The organism is Streptomyces sp. E11-3 (assembly GCF_046540415.1).
Classification (GTDB): domain Bacteria; phylum Actinomycetota; class Actinomycetes; order Streptomycetales; family Streptomycetaceae; genus Streptomyces.
The window spans coordinates 401,119-421,256 of sequence record NZ_JAZGRL010000002.1 but is presented as its reverse complement, the minus strand read 5'-3'; the positions used below and the strand labels follow the sequence as shown (position 1 = coordinate 421,256).

Here is a 20,138-nt window from a genome sequence, read left to right as displayed (position 1 = left end):
ATGAGCCTGGCGGACGACCGGCTGGCCCCCGATGTCCGGGGTCTGGTCGACCTGATCAGCGCCGTCTTCCCCGACCTGGGGAACACCGTCACGGACGCGGCCGAGGCGCGCCGTATCCTGGCCGCCGCGCCCGAGCCGCCGTGGCAGCCACTGCAGGTCGGCTCGGTCGAGGACCGGACCATCCCGGGCCCCGAGGGGGCGCCCGAGATCCCCGTACGGGTCTATCTGCCGGACCCCGCCGACGCGCCGGGGCCACGGCCCACCCTGGTGTTCTTCCACGGCGGCGGCTGGGTCCTGTGCGACCTCGACAGCCACGACGGCACCGCACGCCAGCTCTGCCGCCACGCGGGCGCCGCCGTGGTCTCGGTGGACTACCGGCTGGCCCCTGAGCACCCCTTCCCGGCCGCCGTGGACGACGCCTACGCCGCCGTGCGCTGGGTGGCCGCGCACCTGGCGGAGCTCGGCGGTGACCCCGGTCCGCTGGCCGTCGCGGGGGACAGCGCGGGTGGCAACCTCGCCGCCGTCGTGGCGCAGATCGCCCGGGACCGGGGCGGCCCGGCGATCGGCCTGCAGGTCCTCGTCTACCCGTCCACCGACATGACGTACGACGGGCAGTCGCGCACCCGCAACGCCAGCGGGTACTTCCTGACCTCGGCGCACATGGCCTGGTTCGGCAGGCAGTACCTCGGCGGCGGGGGCGACCCCGCCCACCCGCACATCTCACCGCTGCGGGGTGACCTCACCGGACTGCCGCCCGCCCATGTCGTCACCGCGGGCTGCGACCCGCTGTGCGACGAGGGCCGGGCGTACGCGGCGAAGCTGCGCGAGGCGGGTGTACCGGTCACCGAGGGTCACTTCCCGGGGATGTTCCACGGCTTCCTCGGCTTCCCCGAGCTGCTGGAGGACGCTCGTACCGCACTGGCCGGTGTGGTGACGGCGCTGAACGACCTCGACCACCCCCTGGGCAACAGGAAAAACTTCCGTGGAACGGGGGGTGTCGCAGGATAATTTCCTCAGGCCCCACTTGTGGGGGAGAACCTCACCCGCATACGGTGTGCGTACGTGAGGTTCTCCCGTGGAGGAAGTGTTATGACGGAAATTCTTGTGCAGGCCGCTACGGAGGGGACTCTTCCTCCCGCGGTGAGGGTGGTCGAGCATCCTGCCTGGCCCGTGCTCAAGGATGCCGTGGAGCAGATCAGGCCGTGGCAGTCCAAGGACGGCTCGATCGACTTCGACGCCGAGGGCGCACCGGAGAAGGCCACCGCCGAAGGCACCGTCGGCCGCGTCATAGCCGCCGTAGAGGAGCTGGCCCCGCTGCTCCCGCACAACGAGGCGTACCACCAGGCGCTCGTCGCCGACCTGCGCCGCTGGGCGGACGACGGCTTCCAGATCCCCGACTTCCTGGACTCGCTGCTCGCCTTCCAGCCCGCGGCCCAGCGCGCGGACGGACGCCAGCACCTCGTCGTCTTCCCCATGTACACCCAGAACGGCAACCCGGACCGGAACCTGGAAGCCGTCGTCCTGCGCATGGTGTGGCCCGAGTGGCTGGCGGAGCTGGAGCGTACGCGCTACGACAACCCGCTGTTCTGCGGGATCACCTTCGAGGACTTCACCTCCGGATACGACACCCACTCCGCGGTGCTCTTCCCCGAGACGATCGCCGTGCGTGAGGCGCCCGCGCGCTTCAGCTGGGGCGGGATCTTCTGTGACCGCGAGGCGGCGCGCTTCCGCAAGGTCACCGAGGCCTCCGTGGACATCCTGGGCCTCGAACTGCCCGACGACATCCGCGAGATGGTCGGCGACCAGCAGCGCTGCCAGGAGGCCTTCGTCCTGTGGGACATGGTCCACGACCGCACCCACAGCCACGGCGACCTGCCCTTCGACCCCTTCATGATCAAGCAGCGGCAGCCGTTCTGGATGTACGGCCTGGAGGAGCTGCGCTGTGACCTCACCGCCTTCAAGGAGGCCGTGAAGCTGGAGGCCGACGGCGTCCCGCAGGCCCGCGACGTGCAGTACGCGGTGCTCTTCGACCGCATGTTCCGCTTCCCCGTCTCCGGCGAGCGGGTCCGCAACTACGACGGACTCGGCGGCCAGCTGCTCTTCGCGTACCTCCACAAGCACGACGTGGTGCGCTGGACCGACAACACCCTGAAGATCGACTGGGAGCGGGCGCCGCAGGTCACCAACCAGCTCTGCGCCGACATCGAGGAGCTCTACCGGGCGGGCATCGACCGCCCCAAGCTGGTCCACTGGTTCGCCGCCTACGACCTGGTCTCCCAGTACCTCGCCCCGCACCCCGGATCGCGCTGGGCCAAGGGCCCGGACGCCCTGGACCTGACCCTGCCGCCGCGCAAGCTCGTCGACGACGTGCTTCCGGACGAGTTTCCGCTGAGCATGTTCTATGAGGCGCTCTCCAAGAAACTCAAGGCCGTGATCGCCGCCACCAAGGGGATCACCGCGGAAGACGCCCAGCGAGTGGCCGCATGACCGCCCGCGGCCCGGAGGTGAGGACCATGAACGGCAACGGCAATGGCGCACTCAGTGGTGCGGTGATCGCGGTGGCGGGAGCCGCCGGCCCGGCAGGGCGCGCCACACTGCTCCAGCTCGCGGAGGCGGGGGCCACCGTCGTGGCGTCCGACGCGGACGCCCAGCGGCTCGCGGAGGCCGTGGACGCGGCCCGCTACGCGCACGGCGGCGCCACGGTCACGGGTGACACCGTCGACCTGATGGACCTGGACGCGGCCCGCGACTGGGCTATGCGTACGGAGAAGGAGTTCGGCCGTATCGACGGCCTGGTGCACCTCGTCGGCGGCTGGCGCGGCAGCGCCTCCTTCGCCGAGACCGACCTCGCCGACTGGGACTTCCTTGAGAAGCTCCTGATCCGCACCGTCCAGCACACCTCGCTGGCCTTCCACGACGGGCTGCAGCGCAGCGACCGCGGCCGCTATGTGCTGGTCAGCGCCGCGGGCGCGAGCAAGCCCACGGCGGGCAACGCGGCCTACGCGGCGGCCAAGGCGGCCGCCGAGGCGTGGACCCTGGCGATGGGGGACGCGTTCCGCAAGGCGGGGGGCGAGAGCGGCCCGACCTCCGCGGCTACCATCCTGGTGATCAAGGCGCTGGTCCACGACGCCATGCGCGCCGAGCGGCCCAACGCGAAGTTCGCGGGCTTCACCGACGTCAAGGAGCTGGCCCAGGCCATCGCCGGAGTCTGGGAGCGGCCCGCCGGGGAAGTGAACGGAAATCGCCTGTGGCTGACCGAGAAGCCGTGAATCCGCCGAAGACCGACGCCAGACGGCATCACGATCCGGATATCCGGGGCTTCGCCAGTGACAACTACGCCGGCGCGCACCCCGAGGTGCTCGCCGCGCTCGCCCTCGCCAACGGCGGCCACCAGGTCGCCTACGGCGAGGACGAGTACACCGCACATCTGCAGCAGATCATCCGCGGGCACTTCGGCGGTACGGCCGAGGCCTTCCCGGTCTTCAACGGCACCGGCTCCAACGTCACCGCCCTGCAGGCGCTCACCGACCGCTGGGGCGCGGTCATCTGCGCCGAGAGCGCCCACATCAACGTGGACGAGGGCGGCGCGCCGGAGCGGGTCGGCGGCCTGAAGCTGCTCACCGTGCCGACCCCGGACGGCAAGCTCACCCCCGAGCTGATCGACCGCGAGGCGTTCGGCTGGGACGACGAGCACCGCGCCATGCCGCAGGTCGTCTCGATCGCACAGAACACCGAACTCGGGACCGTGTACACGCCCGAGGAGATCCGCGCGATCTGCGACCACGCACATCAGCTCGGGATGAAGGTGCACCTGGACGGAGCCCGGATAGCCAACGCCGCGGCCTCCCTCGACGTGCCGATGCGCACCTTCACCAACCGGGCCGGGGTGGACGTCGTCTCCTTCGGCGGCACCAAGAACGGCATGGTCTTCGGCGAGGCGATCGTGGTGCTCAACCCGGACGCCGTGCGGCATATGAAGCATCTGCGCAAGCTGTCGATGCAGCTGGCCTCCAAGATGCGCTTCGTCTCCGTGCAGCTGGAGGCGCTGCTCGCCAAGGACCTGTGGCTGCGCAACGCCCGGCACGCCAACGAGATGGCCAGGCGCCTGGCCGACGGGGTGCGTGCGGTCGGCGGCGTGGAGATCCTCTACCCGGTGCAGGCCAACGCGGTCTTCGCCCGGCTGCCGCACGACGTGAGTGAGCGGCTGCAGAAGCGCTACCGCTTCTACTTCTGGGACGAGGCCGCCGGGGACGTCCGGTGGATGTGCTCCTACGACACCACCGAGGACGACGTGGACGGCTTCCTCGCCGCGCTCAAGGAGGAGATGGCCAAGTAGCCATCACCGTATAGGTATGCGACCGACCGGAAAGGTATTGTCTTCCGGTCGGTCGCGTCCTTATGCTCACCCGGCATGGAGCTGATCCAGCAAAACCCTGACCTGTCCGCCTACTTGGTCGCCGACGAGGTCATCGACCATGCCCACCCGCTGATCGTCGAGACGGCCGCCCGACTGCGTACGGAAGCGGCCGATGCAGGCGATGTAGACGATGCATATGCATACGCCAAGGCCGCCTTCGAGTTCGTACGCGACACCATTCCGCACTCCGCCGACGCGGGCGACCCGCGCGTCACCTGGCGCGCCTCGGACGTACTCACTCAGCGCACCGGAATCTGCTTCGCCAAGGCCCATGCCCTGGCCGCCCTGCTGCGTACCGAGTCGATCCCCGCCGCCCTGTGCTACCAGCGCCTGACGCTCGGGGACGACCCCGCGAGCGGGTTCAGCGTGCACGGCCTGGTCGCCGTGCGGCTGGGCGGCGCCTGGCACCGGCAGGACCCGCGCGGCAATGTCCGGGGGATCGACGCGCAGTTCTCCGTCGAGGGTGAGCGGCTGGCGTGGACACCGCGAGCAGAGTGCAGTGAGCTGGACTATCCAGTACTCTACGATGTACCGCACCCGGTTGTGCTGGAGGCGCTGCGGGCGGCTCCGGACCGACCGCACCTCTGGCAGACCCTCCCCGCCGCGCTCTGACGCCCCGAGATCAAGGCAGCCGATGACCCTCACACTCACCGTGTCCGACGACGTACGCGCCCTCGCCCCGGGCTTCACCCATCTCGCCATCGAGGCCACCGGACTCGTCAACGGCCCCAGCACCGACGAGAGTTCGGCGCTCCTGGACGACGCGGCGCGGCGGCTCACCGAACGCCTCGGCGGCCGCGCCCCGCACGAGGACCCGCACATGGCCGCCTGGCGGGAGGCGTACACGGCGTTCGGCTCCAAGCCCTCGCGTACCCGCAACTCCGCCGAGGCGCTCGCCAAGCGCGCACTGTCGGACGCGGGCCTGCCCCGGATCAACCTGCTGGTCGACCTCTACAACGCGATCAGCGTGGCCCATCTGATCCCGGTCGGCGGCGAGGACACCGACCGTATCCAGGGCGGGATGCGGCTGGTGCGCGCCACGGGCGACGAGGAGTTCGTCACCGTCGCGGCGGGGGAGCGGGCGATCGAGCACCCGGACACCGGCGAGGTCGTCTGGTGCGATGACGCGGGGGTGACCTGCCGACGCTGGAACTGGCGCCAGGGCCCGCGCACGCGGCTGACCGAGGACACCGTACGGGCGGTCTTCCTGCTGGAGTCCCTGGCGCCGATGCCGGTCGCGGACCTGGAGCGGGCCGGCGCCGAACTCGCCGAGCTACTGGAGAAGTTCAGCCCCGGGGCGCGGATCTCCGTCCGCGCCCCGGAGTAGGGCGAGGCCCCGGAGTAGGGCGAGGTCAGCCCGCCTCGGCCTCACGTACCTGCGCCGGGGTCGGCGCGGTGCCGCCGAGGTGGGCCGGTACCCACCAGGTGTCGTTCGGGCCGCCGGGGCGTACCGGGTAGGCGCGCTGCGCGGCCTCCAGGAGCTCCTGCATCCGCTCCCGCAGCCGCCGGGTGATCGCTCCCGCGTACTGGTCGCCGGGGGCCTCAAGCGGCTCGCCGACCCGGATCGTCACCGGGATGTGGCTGCGCTTGAGGTTGCGTGAACGGCCCTTGGTCCACAGCCGCTGGGTGCCCCACAGAGCCACCGGGATCAGCGGGACCCCGGCCTCCTGGGCCATCCGCGCCGCACCCGACTTGAAGCTCTTCAGGGTGAAGGACTGGGAGATCGTGGCCTCCGGGAAGACCCCGATGATCTCCCCGCTGCGCAGCGACTCCAGAGCGTGCGCATACGCCGCCTCGCCCTGCTTGCGATCCACCGGAATATGCTTCATCCCGCGCATCAGCGGACCGGCGATCTTGTTCCGGAACACCGACTCCTTGGCCATGAAGCGCACCAGACGCTTCTGCGGCCGGGCCGCGAGCCCCGCGAAGATGAAGTCCATGTAGCCGATGTGGTTACTGACGAGTACGGCCCCGCCTGACCGGGGGAAGTTCTCCGAGCCCTTGCAGTCGATCTTCAGGTCCAGTGCCTTGAACACGGTGAGCGCAGCACCGATGACCGGGCGGTAGACGAGTTCTGCCATGGGCGGGTGAAACCCTTCTGTGCGCCTGGGAACGGGTATCCCCGGCGGGAAGTTACGGATCCGTAGGTTACGGGCGATGGGCAGATCGTGCCCCATTGCGGGCCGGGGGGCCACCCCTAACGGCTTTGAGCAGGGAGATTCTCGTCACGCCGGGTCGCGGGCCAGGGGAATCTCCGCGCTTCATTGAACGCTGCAGAATACGACGAGAGCGCCTGGCGACGGGCGTGCGGGGTACGGCGAAGGGCGGCAGGGTGAGCGACGACGGCAGGGTGCTCGGCAGCGGGGAACTTGGCGCGGAACCGGGTGAGCGGGCCACCCTCGTACAGTTCTCCACCGCGTTCTGCCAACCCTGCCGAGCCACCCGGCGCATCCTCGCGGAGGTGGCCGACCTGGTCCCCGGCGTCGCCCACATCGAGGTCGACGCCGAACAGCAGCTGGCCCTGGTGCGTGAACTGGAAATCCAGCGCACCCCGACCGTCCTGGTCCTCAATGCCGAAGGCCGCATCATCCGCCGAGCTACGGGCCAGCCCCGCAAGGCCGACGTGATCGCCGCGCTGGGCGCGGCCGTATGAGGCCCCGCACGGCCGTGCGCGTGCGGCCCGTGATCTTGCCCGCATCTACGGAGGCTCACTTGACCGCGACCACCCGACCTCGCGAGCCTTGCGGGATGCCGATACAGCTCCCGTTCCGCGCGTACGGCCCCGTGGAGCGCGTACCCGACGGCGGAGGGGCCACCCGATGACGGCGCCATCCGAGCTCGCCACCGCGCAGCCCGCCACCGGCCTGCCGCGCTCCGCCGACCTGCTGCGCTCCGTCTTCCGGCGGCACGCGGCGGGGGTCGCCGTGATCACCGCGCAGGGCGCGGGGCCGGTTGGCTTCACGGCCACCTCGCTGACCTCGGTCGCCGCCGAGCCGCCGCTGGTCTCCTTCGGGATCGGCACCGGGTCCTCCAGCTGGCCGGTCGTCGAAGCGGCCGAATACGTCGGTGTCCATGTGCTCGGCGAGCACCAGCGCGAGCTCGCCGCCACCTTCGCGCGCAGTGGCGCCGACCGTTTCGCCGCGCCGACCCGTTACCGCACGGGCCCCGAAGGCGTGCCGATCCTCGACGGCGTACTGGCCTGGCTGGTCTGCCGGGTGGTGGCGCGGGTGCCCGCGGGCGACCACCGGCTGGTGCTCGCCGAGGTAGTCACCGGCGACCCGGCGGGAGCGGGCCGCCCGCTGCTCTACCACCAGGGCGGCTTCACCGCGCTACGCGACTGACCTGCCTGAGCGCTGTTCGGGAGCGTGCTTCCGAGGCGTTGTCAAGGTCACAGTTCAAAGCGCTTGCTTACCGGGAAAGACCTGGGTGTACTGGTGAGTAATATTTCGATCGGAGCGCGGGCCGCCCCGATCGGGATCGGCCGCTTCAGGCGCATATGCTGCCTGTAAGAGGGGCAGCCCGAAAAGACGATGCAGTAGGAGAGCCGGCGTGAGCTTGAGGATCGTTGTCTGTGTGAAGTACGTGCCCGACGCCACCGGCGACCGGCACTTCGCCGATGACCTGACCGTCGACCGCGAGGACGTGGACGGCCTGCTGTCGGAGCTCGACGAGTACGCGGTCGAGCAGGCACTGCAGATCGCCGACGAGGCGGACGACGCGGAGATCACCGTGCTGACCGTCGGCCCTGAGGACGCCAAGGACGCGCTGCGCAAGGCGCTGTCCATGGGTGCCGACAAGGCCGTCCACGTCGAGGACGACGACCTGCACGGCACCGACGTGATGGGCACCTCGCTGGTGCTGGCCAAGGCCATCGAGAAGACCGGCTACGACCTGGTCATCGCCGGTATGGCCTCCACCGACGGCACCATGGGTGTCCTCCCGGCCATCCTCGCCGAGCGCCTGGGCGTCCCGCAGGTCACCCTGCTCTCCGAGGTCTCTGTCGAGGACGGCGTGGTCAAGGGTCGCCGGGACGGCGACACCGCCACCGAGCAGCTCGAGGCGTCGCTGCCGGCCGTCGTGTCGGTCACCGACCAGTCGGGCGAGGCCCGCTACCCGTCCTTCAAGGGCATCATGGCCGCCAAGAAGAAGCCGGTCGAGTCGCTGGACCTGGACGACCTGGACCTGGAGGCCGAGCAGGTCGGCCTGGAGGGTGCCTGGACCAAGGTCGACTCCGCGGCCGAGCGTCCGGCCCGTACGGCGGGAACGATCGTCAAGGACGAGGGCGAGGGCGGCAAGCAGCTGGCCGAGTTCCTCGCGAGCCAGAAGTTCATCTAAGGCTCGCTGAGCCCCCAACTGCCCCCAGATTCTTCGCATTCGCAGGAGATTGAAGTCCCATGGCTGAAGTTCTCGTCTATGTCGACCACGTGGACGGTGCCGTCCGCAAGCCCACCCTGGAGCTGCTGACGCTGGCCCGCCGTGTCGGCGAGCCGGTCGCCGTCGCCCTCGGCAACGGCGCCGCCGACACCGCCGCCACGCTGGCCGAGCACGGCGCGGTCAAGGTCCTCACCGCCGACGCGCCCGAGTTCGCCGAGTACCTCGTCGTACCGAAGGTGGACGCGCTGCAGGCCGCGTACGACGCGGTCTCCCCGGCCGCCGTACTGGTCCCGTCCTCCGCCGAGGGCAAGGAGATCGCGGCCCGCCTCGCGGTCCGTATCGGCTCCGGCATCATCACCGACGCCATCGACCTCGAGGTCGGCGACGAGGGTCCGGTCGCCACCCAGTCGGTGTTCGCCGCCGCCTACACCACCAAGTCCCGTGTCTCCAAGGGCACCCCGGTCATCACCGTGAAGCCGAACTCGGCCGCGGTCGAGGCCGCCCCGGCCGCGGGCGCCGTCGAGGCGCTGGCCGTGTCCTTCTCCGAGAAGGCCACCGGCACCAAGGTCACCTCGCGCACCCCGCGCGAGTCGACCGGCCGCCCCGAGCTGACCGAGGCCGCGATCGTGGTCTCCGGTGGCCGTGGCGTCAACGGTGCCGAGAACTTCGCGATCATCGAGTCGCTCGCCGACTCGCTGGGCGCGGCCGTCGGCGCCTCGCGCGCCGCGGTGGACGCCGGCTGGTACCCGCACGCCAGCCAGGTCGGCCAGACCGGCAAGTCGGTCTCGCCGCAGCTGTACATCGCCTCGGGCATCTCCGGCGCGATCCAGCACCGGGCCGGTATGCAGACCTCGAAGACCATCGTGGCCATCAACAAGGACGCCGAGGCCCCGATCTTCGACCTGGTCGACTACGGCGTGGTCGGCGACCTCTTCGAGGTCGTCCCGCAGCTGACCGAAGAGGTCGACACCCGCAAGGGCTGACCTGCGAGGTTTTCACGGCCCGGGGCCGCGTGGTGATCCTCACCGCGCGGCCCCGAGCCGTTGTGGGAGACCATTGACGCGGATCAGTCGCCCGGATAAATTCGCCATACGGATTATTGATTCCGTGAAGCGGAAATATGGAGGGTGTAGGGATGGGTCAGCAAGAGCAGGTGGCGACGAGCCTCGCAGGAGCGGTCAGCGAGGGCATCAGCGCGTCGCTCGCCCCGGTGGACGCGGAGCTCGCGCGCCGCTACCCCGGCGACCCGGGCACCCGCCAGCCGGTCCACACCGTCTACGTACCCGGCGACGCCTTCGCGGCCGACACCGTACGCACCTGGGGCGACAAGGCCCTGACGGCCCTGGACCAGCACGCCCCGGACGCCGCCACCTTCGCCAAGGTCGTCGGCCTGAGCGACGAGCTGGCCGCCCCCGTCTACGACCGGGTACGCGCCAAGCTCGAACGCGAGCCGATCGAAGACCTCCGCGTGGACTTCGAGGACGGCTACCAGGGCGCCGACGAGGACGCCGACGCCGCCCGCGCGGCCCGCCTGATCGCCGAGGCGTACAAGAACGGCACCGCCGCCCCGTACATGGGCATCCGGATGAAGTGCATGGAGGCCCCGGTCCGCGACCGCGGCATCCGCACCCTGGACATCTTCCTCACCGGCCTGATGGAGGCCGGCGGCCTGCCCGACGGCCTCGTACTGACGCTGCCGAAGGTGACGTACACCGAGCAGGTGACCGCGATGGTGCGCCTGGTCGAGGAGTTCGAGAAGGCGCGCGGCCTGGCAGCGGGCCGGATCGGCTTCGAGATCCAGATCGAGACCAGCCAGTCCATCCTGGCCGCCGACGGCACCGCCACCGTCGCCCGCATGATCGACGCCGCCGATGGCCGCGCCACCGGCCTGCACTACGGCACCTTCGACTACAGCGCCTGCCTCGGCGTCAGCGCCGCCTACCAGGCCAGCGACCACCCGGCCGCCGACCACGCCAAGGCGATCATGCAGGTCGCCGCCGCGGGTACCGGCGTACGCGTCTCGGACGGCTCCACCAACGTCCTGCCGGTCGGCTCGACCGAGCACGTCCACCAGGCCTGGAAGCTCCACTACGACCTCACCCGTCGCGCCCTGGCCCGCGCCTACTACCAGGGCTGGGACATGCACCCGGCGCACATCCCCACCCGGTACGCCGCCGTCTTCGCCTTCTACCGCGAGGGCTTCGAGACCGCTGCCGCCCGCCTCGCCGCGTACGCCAACCACGTGGACGGCGACGTGATGGACGAGCCCGCCACCGCCAAGGCGCTCAGCGGCTATCTGCTGCGCGGCCTGGACTGCGGCGCGCTGGACATCGCCGAGGTCGCCCGCCTCACCGGTCTGACCCGCGCCGACCTGGAGGGCTTCTCGGCGCCGCGTCGCGCGGACCTCACGGCCTCGCGGTAGTTACCGCCCAGGGCGCTGGTGTCCGTTCACGCGGCGGGTGGCGGCGCGGGGTCCGGCAAGGCGAGGGGCGGCAGCTCGTCGTAGGCGGGACCCCACCGGTTGGGCGTGCCGAGTGCTTCGAGTGATTCAAGGGCTGCAAGCGCTTCGAGCTCCGGCTGGCGCCCGATCTGCCCCTCGGTCGCGAAGATCCGCCGAGCGGCCTCCCGTACGGCCTCGTCGGCGGCCGCCCGCGCCACCGCGGCTTCTGGCGTACGGCCGAGCAACTCCCGTAGCGCGGCTGACCGTTCGAGCAGAACGGTCAGCAACTCGCGCTGCGGGAGCAGGGCGAGCGGCGCGCCGTCGTCCGCGAGGAGGCAGCCGTGCTTGCTCACGTAGGCCTGACAGCCGCCGAGCCGTTCCCCCGAGGGCAACTCGACGGGGAACCGCGCGCCGGGCAGCAGTACGCGGTTGTAGTGGAGCTCGGTGCCGTCCAGCACGGCGAGTTGGGCTTCGGTGAGCCAGGAGAGCGTGAGTGTGGACGGGGCGCCCGCCGCCAGGACGGATGTGGCCGGTACGTATCCCGCCCGCCCGACGTGCGCCGACACCCCCGAGCGGAGGCCGGTGACGACGGCCTTGACCATCGGCACCGCGCCCAGCACACCCCGGCGCGTGAACTTGTGGTGCAGCTGCGCCGGAGCCGCGTTCGACCCGACCGCGAGCACCGGTACGCGGGCCCCGGCGTCGACCCGGTCGTGGCGCAACAGCACGTGATCCAGGGGCACTTGGCCCCCGTCGGCGGCGCTCTCCACCCACCACTGCCCGAGGCGTCGGCCGCGTACGGGAATGAGGCGCAGGTAGTGGCCCTGGACCAGGAGCCCGGAGGCGTCGGGGGTGGCGCCGGGGTACGTCAGGGGGTCACTGAGCGGCGCGGTGTGCAGCCCGAGCGCGGTGAGCGAGCGGTCGCTGGGCACGGTCCTCCTGTCGGGCGGGTGTCGCGGCCGCCCTCGCGTGCCCGGCGAGGTGCGGCTGCACGCGTGGGGCGCGTGTCCCAGACGATACGAGCGGGGGCGGGCCAAGGCTCGCCCCTCTCGGCCGTGTCGGCGAGCTGAGAAGCCGTTCGGCGGCCGCCCGAACACCGGGCTGGACAGGTGCTCAGGGGGCCGTCGGGCGCCCCGCGCGGACTCGGTCGTAGACGAGAGCCAACGTGCCGTGCTCGCCGGCGGCCTGGCTGACGAGCTCCCACTGACCCGTGGGCAGTCCGTCGTCGAAGAGGCGCGGCCCACCGCTGAGGAAGACCGGGAAGATCGTGATCGCCAGCCGGTCGACCTGGTCGGCCTCCAGCAGCGCCTTGATGACGCTCGCGCTGGAGAGCACGAGAATGTCGCCGCCTTCGGTGGCCTTGAGGTCCGCGACGACCTCGGCGGTCGGCTTGTCGACGATCGTCGTCCGCTCCCACGGCGCCTGGCGGAGGGTGGAGGAGAGGACCACCTTGTCCGCGTCGACGAGCCACTTCGCGAAGCCCTCGTCGCGCGGGTCGGCGCCCTCCATTCCGATGACGGTGGGCCAGAAGGCGAGGAACCCCTCGGCGTTGACCCGCCCGAGCAGGGCCGTTGTCGCCGGCTTCCAGAGGCTGGTCAGGTGGTCGCGGGCGACGTCGGTGACGGCGTACGGCATCACCCAGGCCATGTTCGTGGGGGCGCCTGGCCCGTCGTAGTGGCCGTCGAGGGAGAGGCTGATGTTGGCGACGACTCTGCGGCCAGCGGTCTGCTCCGTCATTTCGTACTCCCTGTGTCGGTGCTGCCGGTCCTGTCGATGTCGTGCGAGTCCGCGGCAAGGGCCGCCGCGAGTTTGTCGAGGCTCTGGCCGAAGCCGATCTCGATGCCTGCGATGAAGTCCGCGGAGTCGACCGTGCTGTCGGTGATCCGCCAGCGGACGTCGAGGTCCGTGCCGGTGCCGGTGCCGGTGCCGGTGTTGGTGTCGGTGTCGGTGGGCCGGAGGTCGAAGTCGACGTGGGCGGTGAAGGCGAGGCCGCCGTCGGGAAGCAGCGGGGAGAGCCGGTAGGCGAGGTGCTCACCGGGGCGCGCGGCGTCGACGATTCCTTCCGCGCGCCCGGCGACCAGGTCGGAGCCGTCGGCGTCCTCGGCGTCGCGGTACTCCTGGACGATCCGCCCACCCGGTCGCGCCTCGAAGACGAGCTCGGAGACGCGCAGGTCGTCGGGCGTCCACCAGCGGGCGAGCAGCGAGGCCTCGGTCAGGTGGCGCCAAACCAGCTCGGGGCGCCCTGTCAGCGACCGCAGGAACCGGAACGAGCGGCCGTCGGCCCACCCCGACTCCTGTGCGGCGAGCCGCTCCGCGTCGAGGCTGAGCCCGTGGCGGTGGTAGGTCGTACGCGGGCCACCGACCTGGTCCGCGGTGTCGGCGAGCCGGTTGAGCGCAGCCGCCAAGTCCCGCAGGGCAACGGGCCGGAGCGCGTAGACGCGGCGCTGGCCGGTGCGCTGCGAGGTGACGACACCGGCGCGCTCGAGGGTCTGCAGATGTTTGGTCGTCTGCGGCTGGCGTGCCTCGGCGAGCTGGGCGAGGACACCGACCGAGCGGGGGCGCTCGGCCAACAAGCTCACGAGCCGCCAGCGGGCCGGGTCGGCCAGTGCGGCGAGGAGTACGTCCATGGAGGCGAGTATTCTCTACAGAGAATATTCGTGTCAAGGAATAACTTACAGATCGGTCAGGCCGCGTCGGGATCGCTCAGGTCGTCAGGTCGTCAGGGCGCCGGTGGCAGTTCGCCCGAACCTCGGGGGATCAGACGGGTCGCGAGCTGGGTGCGTGCCGGAGGGCCCGCGTCGCCGTCCAGGCGGGCGAAGAGTCGGTGTGCGGCCGTGCGGCCGAGCAGGGCGGCGTCCTGGGCGATCACGGTGACACCGGGGCGCAGCAGGTCCGCGAGCTCGAAGTCGTCGAAGCCGACCAGTGCGACCGGACGGGGCTGGGCCGCCAGGACGCGGACGACCGTCACCGTCACCCGGTTGTTGCCCGCGAACACCGCGGTCACCGGCTCCGCGCCGGTGAGCATGGCCTCGGCCGCGACCCGGACCCGACCCGGCGCGGTGGAGCCGAGAGACACCCAGTCCTCGTGGACTGGCAGGCCCGCGTCCTCCATGGCGGCACGGTAGCCGCGCAGTCGCTCCGTCGCGGTGTGGATGCGCGGCTGGTCGCCGATGAAGCCGATACGGCGGTGACCGTGGGCGATGAGATGGGCGACGCCGTCCCGCGCGCCGCCGAAGCTGTCGGAGAGCACCACGTCGGCGTCGATCCCCCCGGCCGGCCGGTCCACGAAGACGGTGGCGACCCCGGCCTTGATCTCGGGCTCCAGATAGCGCTGGTCGGTACCGGCCGGAATGATCACGAGGCCGTCCACCCGCCGCGCGCACAGGGCGAGCGCCAGCTCCCGCTCCCGTTCCGGGTCCTCGGCGCTGGAGCCGTTGATGAGCAGGGCGCCGTGGGCGCGCGCCACCTCCTCCACGGCGCGGCTCAGCGGCCCGTAGAACGGGTCGGCGAGATCCTCCAGGACCAGGCCGATGCTCGCCGTACGCCCCTTGCGCAGCACCCGCGCGCTGTCGTTGCGGCGGAAGCCGAGCGCCTCGATCGCCTCCTGGACGCGGCGCTCGGTGTCCGGAGTGACGCCGGGCTCGCCGTTCACCACTCGCGAGACCGTCTTCAGCCCGACGCCCGCGCGTGCGGCGACGTCCTTCATGGTCGGACGGTTGCCGTAGCGGCGGTGTGTGAGGCGGCTGGCGGTGTCGGCCACAGTGCGCGGTCCTGTCCTGTTTCGTCGGGTTTCGTTCCTTGCCATGGGTCGTGTGCCGTCGAGCATAGGGCCTGGACAACGTTGTCAGATCTGGGAAGACTGTTCCTCACCCACTCCGACCGACCTTCTCACCAGGGGATCTGACGCTGATGCGGACCGAGATGCGGACCGACCTAGTTGCTGCGCTCGACATCGGCGGAACCAAGATCGCCGGAGCTCTGGTGGACGGCCACGGCCGCATCCGGGTGCGTACGCAGCGGCCGACGCCCGCGCGCGAGGACGGCGACACGGTGCAGAAGGCCGTCGAAGAGGTCCTGGCCGAGCTCGCCCAGTCGCCGCTCTGGGCCGAGGCCCGGGCACTCGGCATCGGCAGCGCGGGCCCCGTGGACGCCGTCGCGGGGACCGTCAGCCCCGTGAACGTACCGGGCTGGCGCGGCTTCCCCCTCGTGGAACGCGTCAAGGCGGTGACCGGCGGCCTGCCCGTCTCGCTGATCGGTGACGGCGCGGCGATCGCCGCCGCCGAGCACTGGCAGGGCGCGGCCCAGGGCTACGACCACGCGCTGTGCATGGTCGTCTCGACCGGAGTCGGCGGCGGTCTGGTGCTCGGCGGCAGCCTGTACCCGGGCCCCACCGGCAACGCGGGCCACATCGGCCACATCAGCGTCGACCTCGACGGCGACCCCTGCCCGTGCGGCTCCCGTGGCTGTGTCGAGGGCATCGCCAGCGGTCCCGCCATCGCGCGCCGCGCCCTGCGCGACGGCTGGCGCCCGGGGCCGGACGGCGACACGTCGGCCGCGGCGGTCGCCGCCGCGGCACGCGACGGCGACCCGGTGGCCCGCGCCGCCTTCGAGCGTGCCGCGCGCGCCCTGGCCGCGGGGATCGCGGCCACCGCCACGCTCGTCGAGATCGAGATCGCGGTGGTCGGCGGGGGAGTGGCCGAGTCGGGCGAGGTGCTCTTCGCCCCACTGCGGCGCGCCCTGCGCGAGTACGCCACGCTGTCCTTCGTCCGCGACCTGACGGTGGTGCCCGCCCGTACGGGCACGGACGCGGGTCTGGTGGGCGCGGCAGCCGCGGCGCTCAACCTGCCGAGCACGGCGGCCGCGGGCATCGGCGGCTGAACCCCCGGGGCGCGTTCACACCAGTTCGAGTTCCGGTTCCGGTTGGCGCGCCGGTGCGGACTTCGTTTCCCACAGCTTGGTCGTCCGTACGTAGCCGTAGATCACTGAGGCCATCGCGAGAAGGAGAAGTGGTCCGAACACCCACGGATGCTCGGCCATCTGCACCGACAGATAGCGATATGACACCAAGAACGCGGCGAACACCGTTGTGCCGTAAGCGACCAGCTGGATTCCCGATCGGTCCCAGCCGCGTGCGTGCGCGCGCAGACCGGCCTCGATCGTGAGCGTGAACACCACGCCGGCCACGAGATCCGCGCCGTAGTGGTAGCCGAAGCCCAGCGTCGCGGCGAGTGTGGCGATCAGCCAGAACGTTCCTGCCCATCGCAGAATCCATGGGCCCTTGCGGGAGTGAATGAAGATCGCGGTAGCCCACGCCGTGTGCAGGCTGGGCATGCAGTTGCGCGGGGTGATTCCGTCGAACGGCATGGAGTTCGGGGTACTGATCGGCGGCGGCGTTTCCGGCCACAGATTGGCCACCGCCCATTGCGCGCTGGAATCCAATTCCGACCACCACAGGCTGACATCCGCCCAGTGCTCGGTGCCGTCGCCGTAGGCGTAGATCGGTCCGACCACCGGGAAGACCATGTAGATGGCCGGCCCGAGGAGGCCGATCACCAGAAAGGTGCGCACCAGATGATGGCCCGGGAAGCGACGCTCCGCCGCCACGTTACGCAGTTGGTATAGCGCGACGACGACCGCGGCCACCGCGAGCTGACCGTAGACGAAGTCGAGAAAATTGAAGCCGATCGAGCCGGTGGCCGTGACGATCCGGCCTACCAGCCATGACGGGTTACCCAGCGCGTGATCGGCGGTTGCCACGTACTGGTCGAGCACCGTCGGGCGGGTCTTCGATGTGATGAGGAGCCAGGTATCGCCGGTCTTGCGGCCGGCCACCAGTATCAGGGCCAGCCCGACGCCCTTCAGCAGCAGGACACGTTCCCGGCCGGTGCGGCGCGTGATGGCGATGACCGCACAGGCCAGGATCACCCACAACGCGCCGTTGCCGAAGTGGTGGCCCTCGGTGATCTTGATGTCGGCCGCCCACCGCACCAGCAAGAAGGCGACGTCGATTCCGATCGCGGCACCGGCCGCGATGAACCGTTGTCGCCAGGTGAGTACCACCATCATCAACGCCATGCTGGCGTACAGCAAAGGCCCCGATTTGGGGGCGAATATCAGCTCTTGCACTTGGTTGGTCATCGGCCCTGGCAGGCCGTAGTGACGCGCGGCTATCTCCAGCGTGATGAGGAATCCAAGAGCCGCCACACCCACCACGGCCCAGAGTCTCGCCCGTGGTTGACGCCACACGGAGAATATTATTCTGCCGTTTATGTACGAGAACGCACGCGATGTCATATATCTCAATTTCTAGTTGATTCGCTGGAGGCCTGGCTCGGCCGACGACGCCAGGGCCCGACGGGGCTCCCGGCAGAAGAAGACGGAAGGATCACAGTCCGGGTTCCGGACCTCGTCCGAGCGCCGCGCCCGATGCGCGCCCGGCCGCACATCGGCTCAGGTCACGGCGCGGCGCGTGGCATCGGCGACGACTTGAGAGGACAGACACGCGCATCCGTGGGCACTCGCGACGGACCCGCTCGGCCGACCTGCGAGTCGGGCCTCGTGCATCAGTGGTCTCCCGTGTCTCTCGCTCCTGGCCCAGCACTCTAGTAGTCCCGGTGACCATGGCTGCCGCCGGGCCGCTGACGCCGTAACTGGCCATGTTCCGGATCCGCGGCGAGGCGCCGGACGCCCCCTCGGCCCAGGGCCGGCAGCGGATCCCGCTCACCGACGAGGGGGAGCGGACTCCGGCCATCGCCGCCTCCTCGGCAGTGGACATCGAGCGTCGCCTCGGTGACGCTTTCACCGCCGAGGAACGCGGGTTGCCGGTCGGCCCGCTGGGCCGCTGCTCCACCACCGTCCAGACGCTCGCCGAGGGCATGGACGGCGGACGGACGGTCCTGGCCGCGTTCCGCGGGGCGGCCGGGGCGGCCCGGCCTGAACCACCGGGCCGTGGGTTTCCGAGGCAGGGTCCAGCGGGCAAGCCACAGGGGTCCGACTCAGGAGGGGGAATCGTGATCGTCTGGATCAACGGTGCGTTCGGTGCGGGGAAGTCCGCCACCGCACGAGAACTGATCGAGCTGATCCCGAACAGCACGCTCTTCGACCCGGAGGTCATCGGCGCGAGCCTGCCGCACCTGCTGCCGCCCAAACACCTCGACGAGGTCGGCGACTACCAGGACCTGGCCATCTGGCGCCGCCTCGTCGTCGACGCCGCCGCCGCGGTGCTCGCCGAGGTCGGCGGTGTGCTCGTGGTCCCCATGACCCTGCTGCGGCAGGACTACCGCGACGAGATCTTCGGTGGGCTCGCGGCCCGCAGGATCGAGGTGCGGCATGTACTGCTCGCCCCTGCGGAAACGATCCTGCGCGCCCGCATGGCCGGGCGCGAGACGCCCCCGGGCGAGGAGGGCGAACTCCGGGTACGGCAGGGGTCGTACGACCACATCGAGCCATACCGCGCCGCACTGGGCGACTGGCTGGCCGCCGACGCCCACGTCCTGGACACCAGCGCGCTCACCCCGCAGGGCACGGCCGAGCGCATCGCCGACGCCATACGCACCGGCACCGCGGGCGTCTGCGACATCGTGCAGACCCCCGAACCCACGGCCGAGACCGTCGCCGCGGGCGTGCTCCTCTTCGACGAGCGGGACCGCTTCCTGCTCGTCGACCCCACCTACAAGGCGGGCTGGGAGTTCCCCGGCGGAGTCGTCGAACCCGGCGAGGCCCCCGCCCGCGCGGGCGTACGCGAGGTCGCCGAGGAGACCGGCATCCGGCTCGACCGCGTACCCGGACTGCTGGTCGTCGACTGGGAGCCGCCCCAGCCGCCCGGATACGGCGGAATGCGGATGCTGTTCGACGGCGGGCGGCTCGACAGCCGGGCCGCCGAACGGCTGCTGCTGCCAGGCCCTGAACTGCGCGGCTGCCGCTTCGCCACCGAGGAGGAAGCGGCCCGGATGCTGCCCCCGGTGCGCTACGAGCGGCTGCGCTGGGCCCTGCGGGCGCGGGAGCGGGGAGCCGCGCTATACCTTGAGGCCGGGGTACCCGTCGGCTGAGAGCCCGTCACTCGGCCGAGAGCACTTCATTCGGCCGGGAGCTTGTCACTCGGCTGAGAGCGCGTCATTCGGCTGAGAGGCTGTCACTGAGGGCCCGCAGCGCCGCCGACGCGTTCTCGGTGACCGGGTCGCCGTGGCCGAAGCAGGCCACCTGCGAGTCCAGCGCCGCCAACTCCCCAAGTGAGGCCAGAGCCTGCTCCCGGTCCAGGTTGAACACGCCGAGCATCACCTGCCCGTCGATCGGTGACGCCGCGATGGCGTCACCGGTGAACAGCACACCGTGCCGCGGCAGATGGAGCGCGATACTGCCGTCCGTGTGACCGGGCGCCGGTACGACCCGCGCGCCGTCGCCGAAGTCGAGTACCTCGCCGCCGTCCAGCTCCCGCACCTCGCCGGCGTACCCCGGCTGCGCGGGGCGCGGCGGCAGCACCTTGGCGACCTCGGCGAAGATCGGCAGCTCCCAGTCCTCGAACACCGGTGGCGGCCCCGGTACTTCGCCGCGGACGAAGGGTGCGTCCAGTCGGTGTGCGAGGACCGGCGCGCCGCTCGGCGCGGCGAACTCGACCGCGCCGTCCATGTGGTCCTCGTGGAAGTGGGTGAGCACGATACGGCGTACGTCGGTGGGGCGCAGCCCCAGGTCGGTGATCGCCTCCGCGATCCGGGGGCCCGAGCCCGCGGGGCCGCCGTCGACGAGCGTCAACGCGTCGCCGTCGCGCCAGAGATAGGCCTGGCCGACCGCGAAGCGCAGCATATGCAGGCGCGGAACAACCTCGATGACATCCACGGCATCCATGACATTCATGCGGCTGACCGTAGAAAGGCCCCTCGCGCCGCGCGAGGGGCCTTCGCCGTGGGCGTA

Annotated in this window: 20 protein-coding genes; 13 read left to right on the top strand and 7 right to left on the bottom strand. The window is 71.0% G+C overall.

The features are described from left to right. The 6 genes from U9R90_RS20685 to U9R90_RS20660 all read left to right on the top strand — a co-directional run bounded on the left by U9R90_RS20685 (position 1) and on the right by U9R90_RS20660 (position 5,744). Positions 1-1,008, top strand: a complete 1,008-nt coding sequence (locus U9R90_RS20685) for an alpha/beta hydrolase (protein WP_411058136.1) — start codon at positions 1-3, stop codon at positions 1,006-1,008. Positions 1,009-1,089: 81 nt separating this feature from the next. Continuing rightward, complete coding sequence (locus U9R90_RS20680) at positions 1,090-2,487, top strand: DUF6421 family protein (RefSeq protein WP_411058135.1); 1,398 nt, start codon at positions 1,090-1,092, stop codon at positions 2,485-2,487. A gap of 26 nt (positions 2,488-2,513) precedes the next feature. After that, the gene (locus U9R90_RS20675; RefSeq protein ID WP_411058134.1) at positions 2,514-3,269 is read left to right on the top strand and encodes an SDR family NAD(P)-dependent oxidoreductase; all 756 of its coding nucleotides are present in this window, start codon (positions 2,514-2,516) and stop codon (positions 3,267-3,269) included. Next, a complete protein-coding gene (locus tag U9R90_RS20670) occupies positions 3,266-4,336 on the top strand; it encodes a threonine aldolase family protein (protein ID WP_411059755.1) in 1,071 nt (356 codons plus the stop codon). The genes U9R90_RS20675 and U9R90_RS20670 overlap by 4 nt, the downstream gene beginning before the upstream one ends. Positions 4,337-4,411: 75 nt before the next feature. After that, complete coding sequence (locus tag U9R90_RS20665; protein WP_411058133.1) at positions 4,412-5,029, top strand: transglutaminase domain-containing protein; 618 nt, start codon at positions 4,412-4,414, stop codon at positions 5,027-5,029. Between the two features lie 22 nt (positions 5,030-5,051). Beyond that, positions 5,052-5,744: a B3/4 domain-containing protein gene (locus U9R90_RS20660; RefSeq protein ID WP_411058132.1), complete on the top strand. Its 693-nt coding sequence runs from the start codon at positions 5,052-5,054 to the stop codon at positions 5,742-5,744. Between the two features lie 25 nt (positions 5,745-5,769). Here the strand turns inward: U9R90_RS20660 and U9R90_RS20655 are convergent, their stop codons facing one another. Then, positions 5,770-6,498, bottom strand: a complete 729-nt coding sequence (locus U9R90_RS20655; protein WP_411058131.1) for a lysophospholipid acyltransferase family protein — start codon at positions 6,496-6,498, stop codon at positions 5,770-5,772. A gap of 251 nt (positions 6,499-6,749) precedes the next feature. Between U9R90_RS20655 and U9R90_RS20650 the strand changes: the two genes are divergently transcribed. From U9R90_RS20650 to U9R90_RS20630, 5 genes are all read left to right on the top strand, one after another. After that, complete coding sequence (locus U9R90_RS20650; RefSeq protein ID WP_411058130.1) at positions 6,750-7,070, top strand: TlpA family protein disulfide reductase; 321 nt, start codon at positions 6,750-6,752, stop codon at positions 7,068-7,070. A 166-nt stretch (positions 7,071-7,236) separates the two neighbouring features. After that, positions 7,237-7,758, top strand: coding sequence for a flavin reductase family protein (locus tag U9R90_RS20645; protein ID WP_411058129.1), 522 nt, complete (start codon positions 7,237-7,239; stop codon positions 7,756-7,758). 208 nt (positions 7,759-7,966) lie between these two features. Beyond that, positions 7,967-8,752, top strand: a complete 786-nt coding sequence (locus tag U9R90_RS20640) for an electron transfer flavoprotein subunit beta/FixA family protein (protein WP_411058128.1) — start codon at positions 7,967-7,969, stop codon at positions 8,750-8,752. A 59-nt stretch (positions 8,753-8,811) separates the two neighbouring features. Beyond that, complete coding sequence (locus U9R90_RS20635) at positions 8,812-9,774, top strand: electron transfer flavoprotein subunit alpha/FixB family protein (RefSeq protein ID WP_411058127.1); 963 nt, start codon at positions 8,812-8,814, stop codon at positions 9,772-9,774. 152 nt (positions 9,775-9,926) lie between these two features. Further along, the gene (locus U9R90_RS20630) at positions 9,927-11,213 is read left to right on the top strand and encodes a DUF6986 family protein (RefSeq protein WP_411058126.1); all 1,287 of its coding nucleotides are present in this window, start codon (positions 9,927-9,929) and stop codon (positions 11,211-11,213) included. A gap of 26 nt (positions 11,214-11,239) precedes the next feature. On the opposite strand, the gene U9R90_RS20625 is transcribed toward U9R90_RS20630, so the two are convergent. The 4 genes from U9R90_RS20625 to U9R90_RS20610 form a co-directional block, all read right to left on the bottom strand. Next, positions 11,240-12,163 carry a hypothetical protein gene (locus tag U9R90_RS20625; RefSeq protein WP_411058125.1) on the bottom strand — a complete coding sequence of 308 codons (924 nt, stop codon included), beginning with the start codon at positions 12,161-12,163 and terminating at the stop codon, positions 11,240-11,242. A 181-nt stretch (positions 12,164-12,344) separates the two neighbouring features. Then, a complete protein-coding gene (locus U9R90_RS20620) occupies positions 12,345-12,968 on the bottom strand; it encodes a dihydrofolate reductase family protein (RefSeq protein WP_411058124.1) in 624 nt (207 codons plus the stop codon). Then, positions 12,965-13,858: a metalloregulator ArsR/SmtB family transcription factor gene (locus U9R90_RS20615; RefSeq protein WP_411058123.1), complete on the bottom strand. Its 894-nt coding sequence runs from the start codon at positions 13,856-13,858 to the stop codon at positions 12,965-12,967. Before U9R90_RS20615 ends, U9R90_RS20620 begins: the two co-directional genes overlap by 4 nt. Positions 13,859-13,950: 92 nt before the next feature. Then, the gene (locus tag U9R90_RS20610; RefSeq protein WP_411058122.1) at positions 13,951-15,036 is read right to left on the bottom strand and encodes a LacI family DNA-binding transcriptional regulator; all 1,086 of its coding nucleotides are present in this window, start codon (positions 15,034-15,036) and stop codon (positions 13,951-13,953) included. A 116-nt stretch (positions 15,037-15,152) separates the two neighbouring features. Between U9R90_RS20610 and U9R90_RS20605 the strand changes: the two genes are divergently transcribed. Next, the gene (locus tag U9R90_RS20605; protein ID WP_411059754.1) at positions 15,153-16,109 is read left to right on the top strand and encodes an ROK family protein; all 957 of its coding nucleotides are present in this window, start codon (positions 15,153-15,155) and stop codon (positions 16,107-16,109) included. Positions 16,110-16,124: 15 nt separating this feature from the next. Here the strand turns inward: U9R90_RS20605 and U9R90_RS20600 are convergent, their stop codons facing one another. Next, positions 16,125-17,444: a phosphatase PAP2 family protein gene (locus tag U9R90_RS20600; protein ID WP_411058121.1), complete on the bottom strand. Its 1,320-nt coding sequence runs from the start codon at positions 17,442-17,444 to the stop codon at positions 16,125-16,127. A gap of 794 nt (positions 17,445-18,238) precedes the next feature. Between U9R90_RS20600 and U9R90_RS20595 the strand changes: the two genes are divergently transcribed. After that, positions 18,239-19,279, top strand: a complete 1,041-nt coding sequence (locus U9R90_RS20595; RefSeq protein ID WP_411059753.1) for an NUDIX domain-containing protein — start codon at positions 18,239-18,241, stop codon at positions 19,277-19,279. Between the two features lie 64 nt (positions 19,280-19,343). Here U9R90_RS20595 and U9R90_RS20590 read toward each other — a convergent pair whose 3' ends face one another. Beyond that, entirely contained in the window at positions 19,344-20,063 is a 720-nt protein-coding gene (locus U9R90_RS20590; protein ID WP_411059752.1) for an MBL fold metallo-hydrolase, read from the bottom strand. Positions 20,064-20,138: the final 75 nt, after the last annotated feature.

Coding starts and splice junctions, on each gene's coding strand:
- U9R90_RS20685 (WP_411058136.1), top strand. CDS start 1: ATGAGCCTGGCGGACGACCGGCTGGCCCCCGATGTCCGGGGTCTGGTC.
- U9R90_RS20680 (WP_411058135.1), top strand. CDS start 1,090: ATGACGGAAATTCTTGTGCAGGCCGCTACGGAGGGGACTCTTCCTCCC.
- U9R90_RS20675 (WP_411058134.1), top strand. CDS start 2,514: ATGAACGGCAACGGCAATGGCGCACTCAGTGGTGCGGTGATCGCGGTG.
- U9R90_RS20665 (WP_411058133.1), top strand. CDS start 4,412: ATGGAGCTGATCCAGCAAAACCCTGACCTGTCCGCCTACTTGGTCGCC.
- U9R90_RS20660 (WP_411058132.1), top strand. CDS start 5,052: ATGACCCTCACACTCACCGTGTCCGACGACGTACGCGCCCTCGCCCCG.
- U9R90_RS20655 (WP_411058131.1), bottom strand. CDS start 6,498: ATGGCAGAACTCGTCTACCGCCCGGTCATCGGTGCTGCGCTCACCGTG.
- U9R90_RS20645 (WP_411058129.1), top strand. CDS start 7,237: ATGACGGCGCCATCCGAGCTCGCCACCGCGCAGCCCGCCACCGGCCTG.
- U9R90_RS20635 (WP_411058127.1), top strand. CDS start 8,812: ATGGCTGAAGTTCTCGTCTATGTCGACCACGTGGACGGTGCCGTCCGC.
- U9R90_RS20630 (WP_411058126.1), top strand. CDS start 9,927: ATGGGTCAGCAAGAGCAGGTGGCGACGAGCCTCGCAGGAGCGGTCAGC.
- U9R90_RS20620 (WP_411058124.1), bottom strand. CDS start 12,968: ATGACGGAGCAGACCGCTGGCCGCAGAGTCGTCGCCAACATCAGCCTC.
- U9R90_RS20615 (WP_411058123.1), bottom strand. CDS start 13,858: ATGGACGTACTCCTCGCCGCACTGGCCGACCCGGCCCGCTGGCGGCTC.
- U9R90_RS20610 (WP_411058122.1), bottom strand. CDS start 15,036: ATGGCAAGGAACGAAACCCGACGAAACAGGACAGGACCGCGCACTGTG.
- U9R90_RS20605 (WP_411059754.1), top strand. CDS start 15,153: ATGCGGACCGACCTAGTTGCTGCGCTCGACATCGGCGGAACCAAGATC.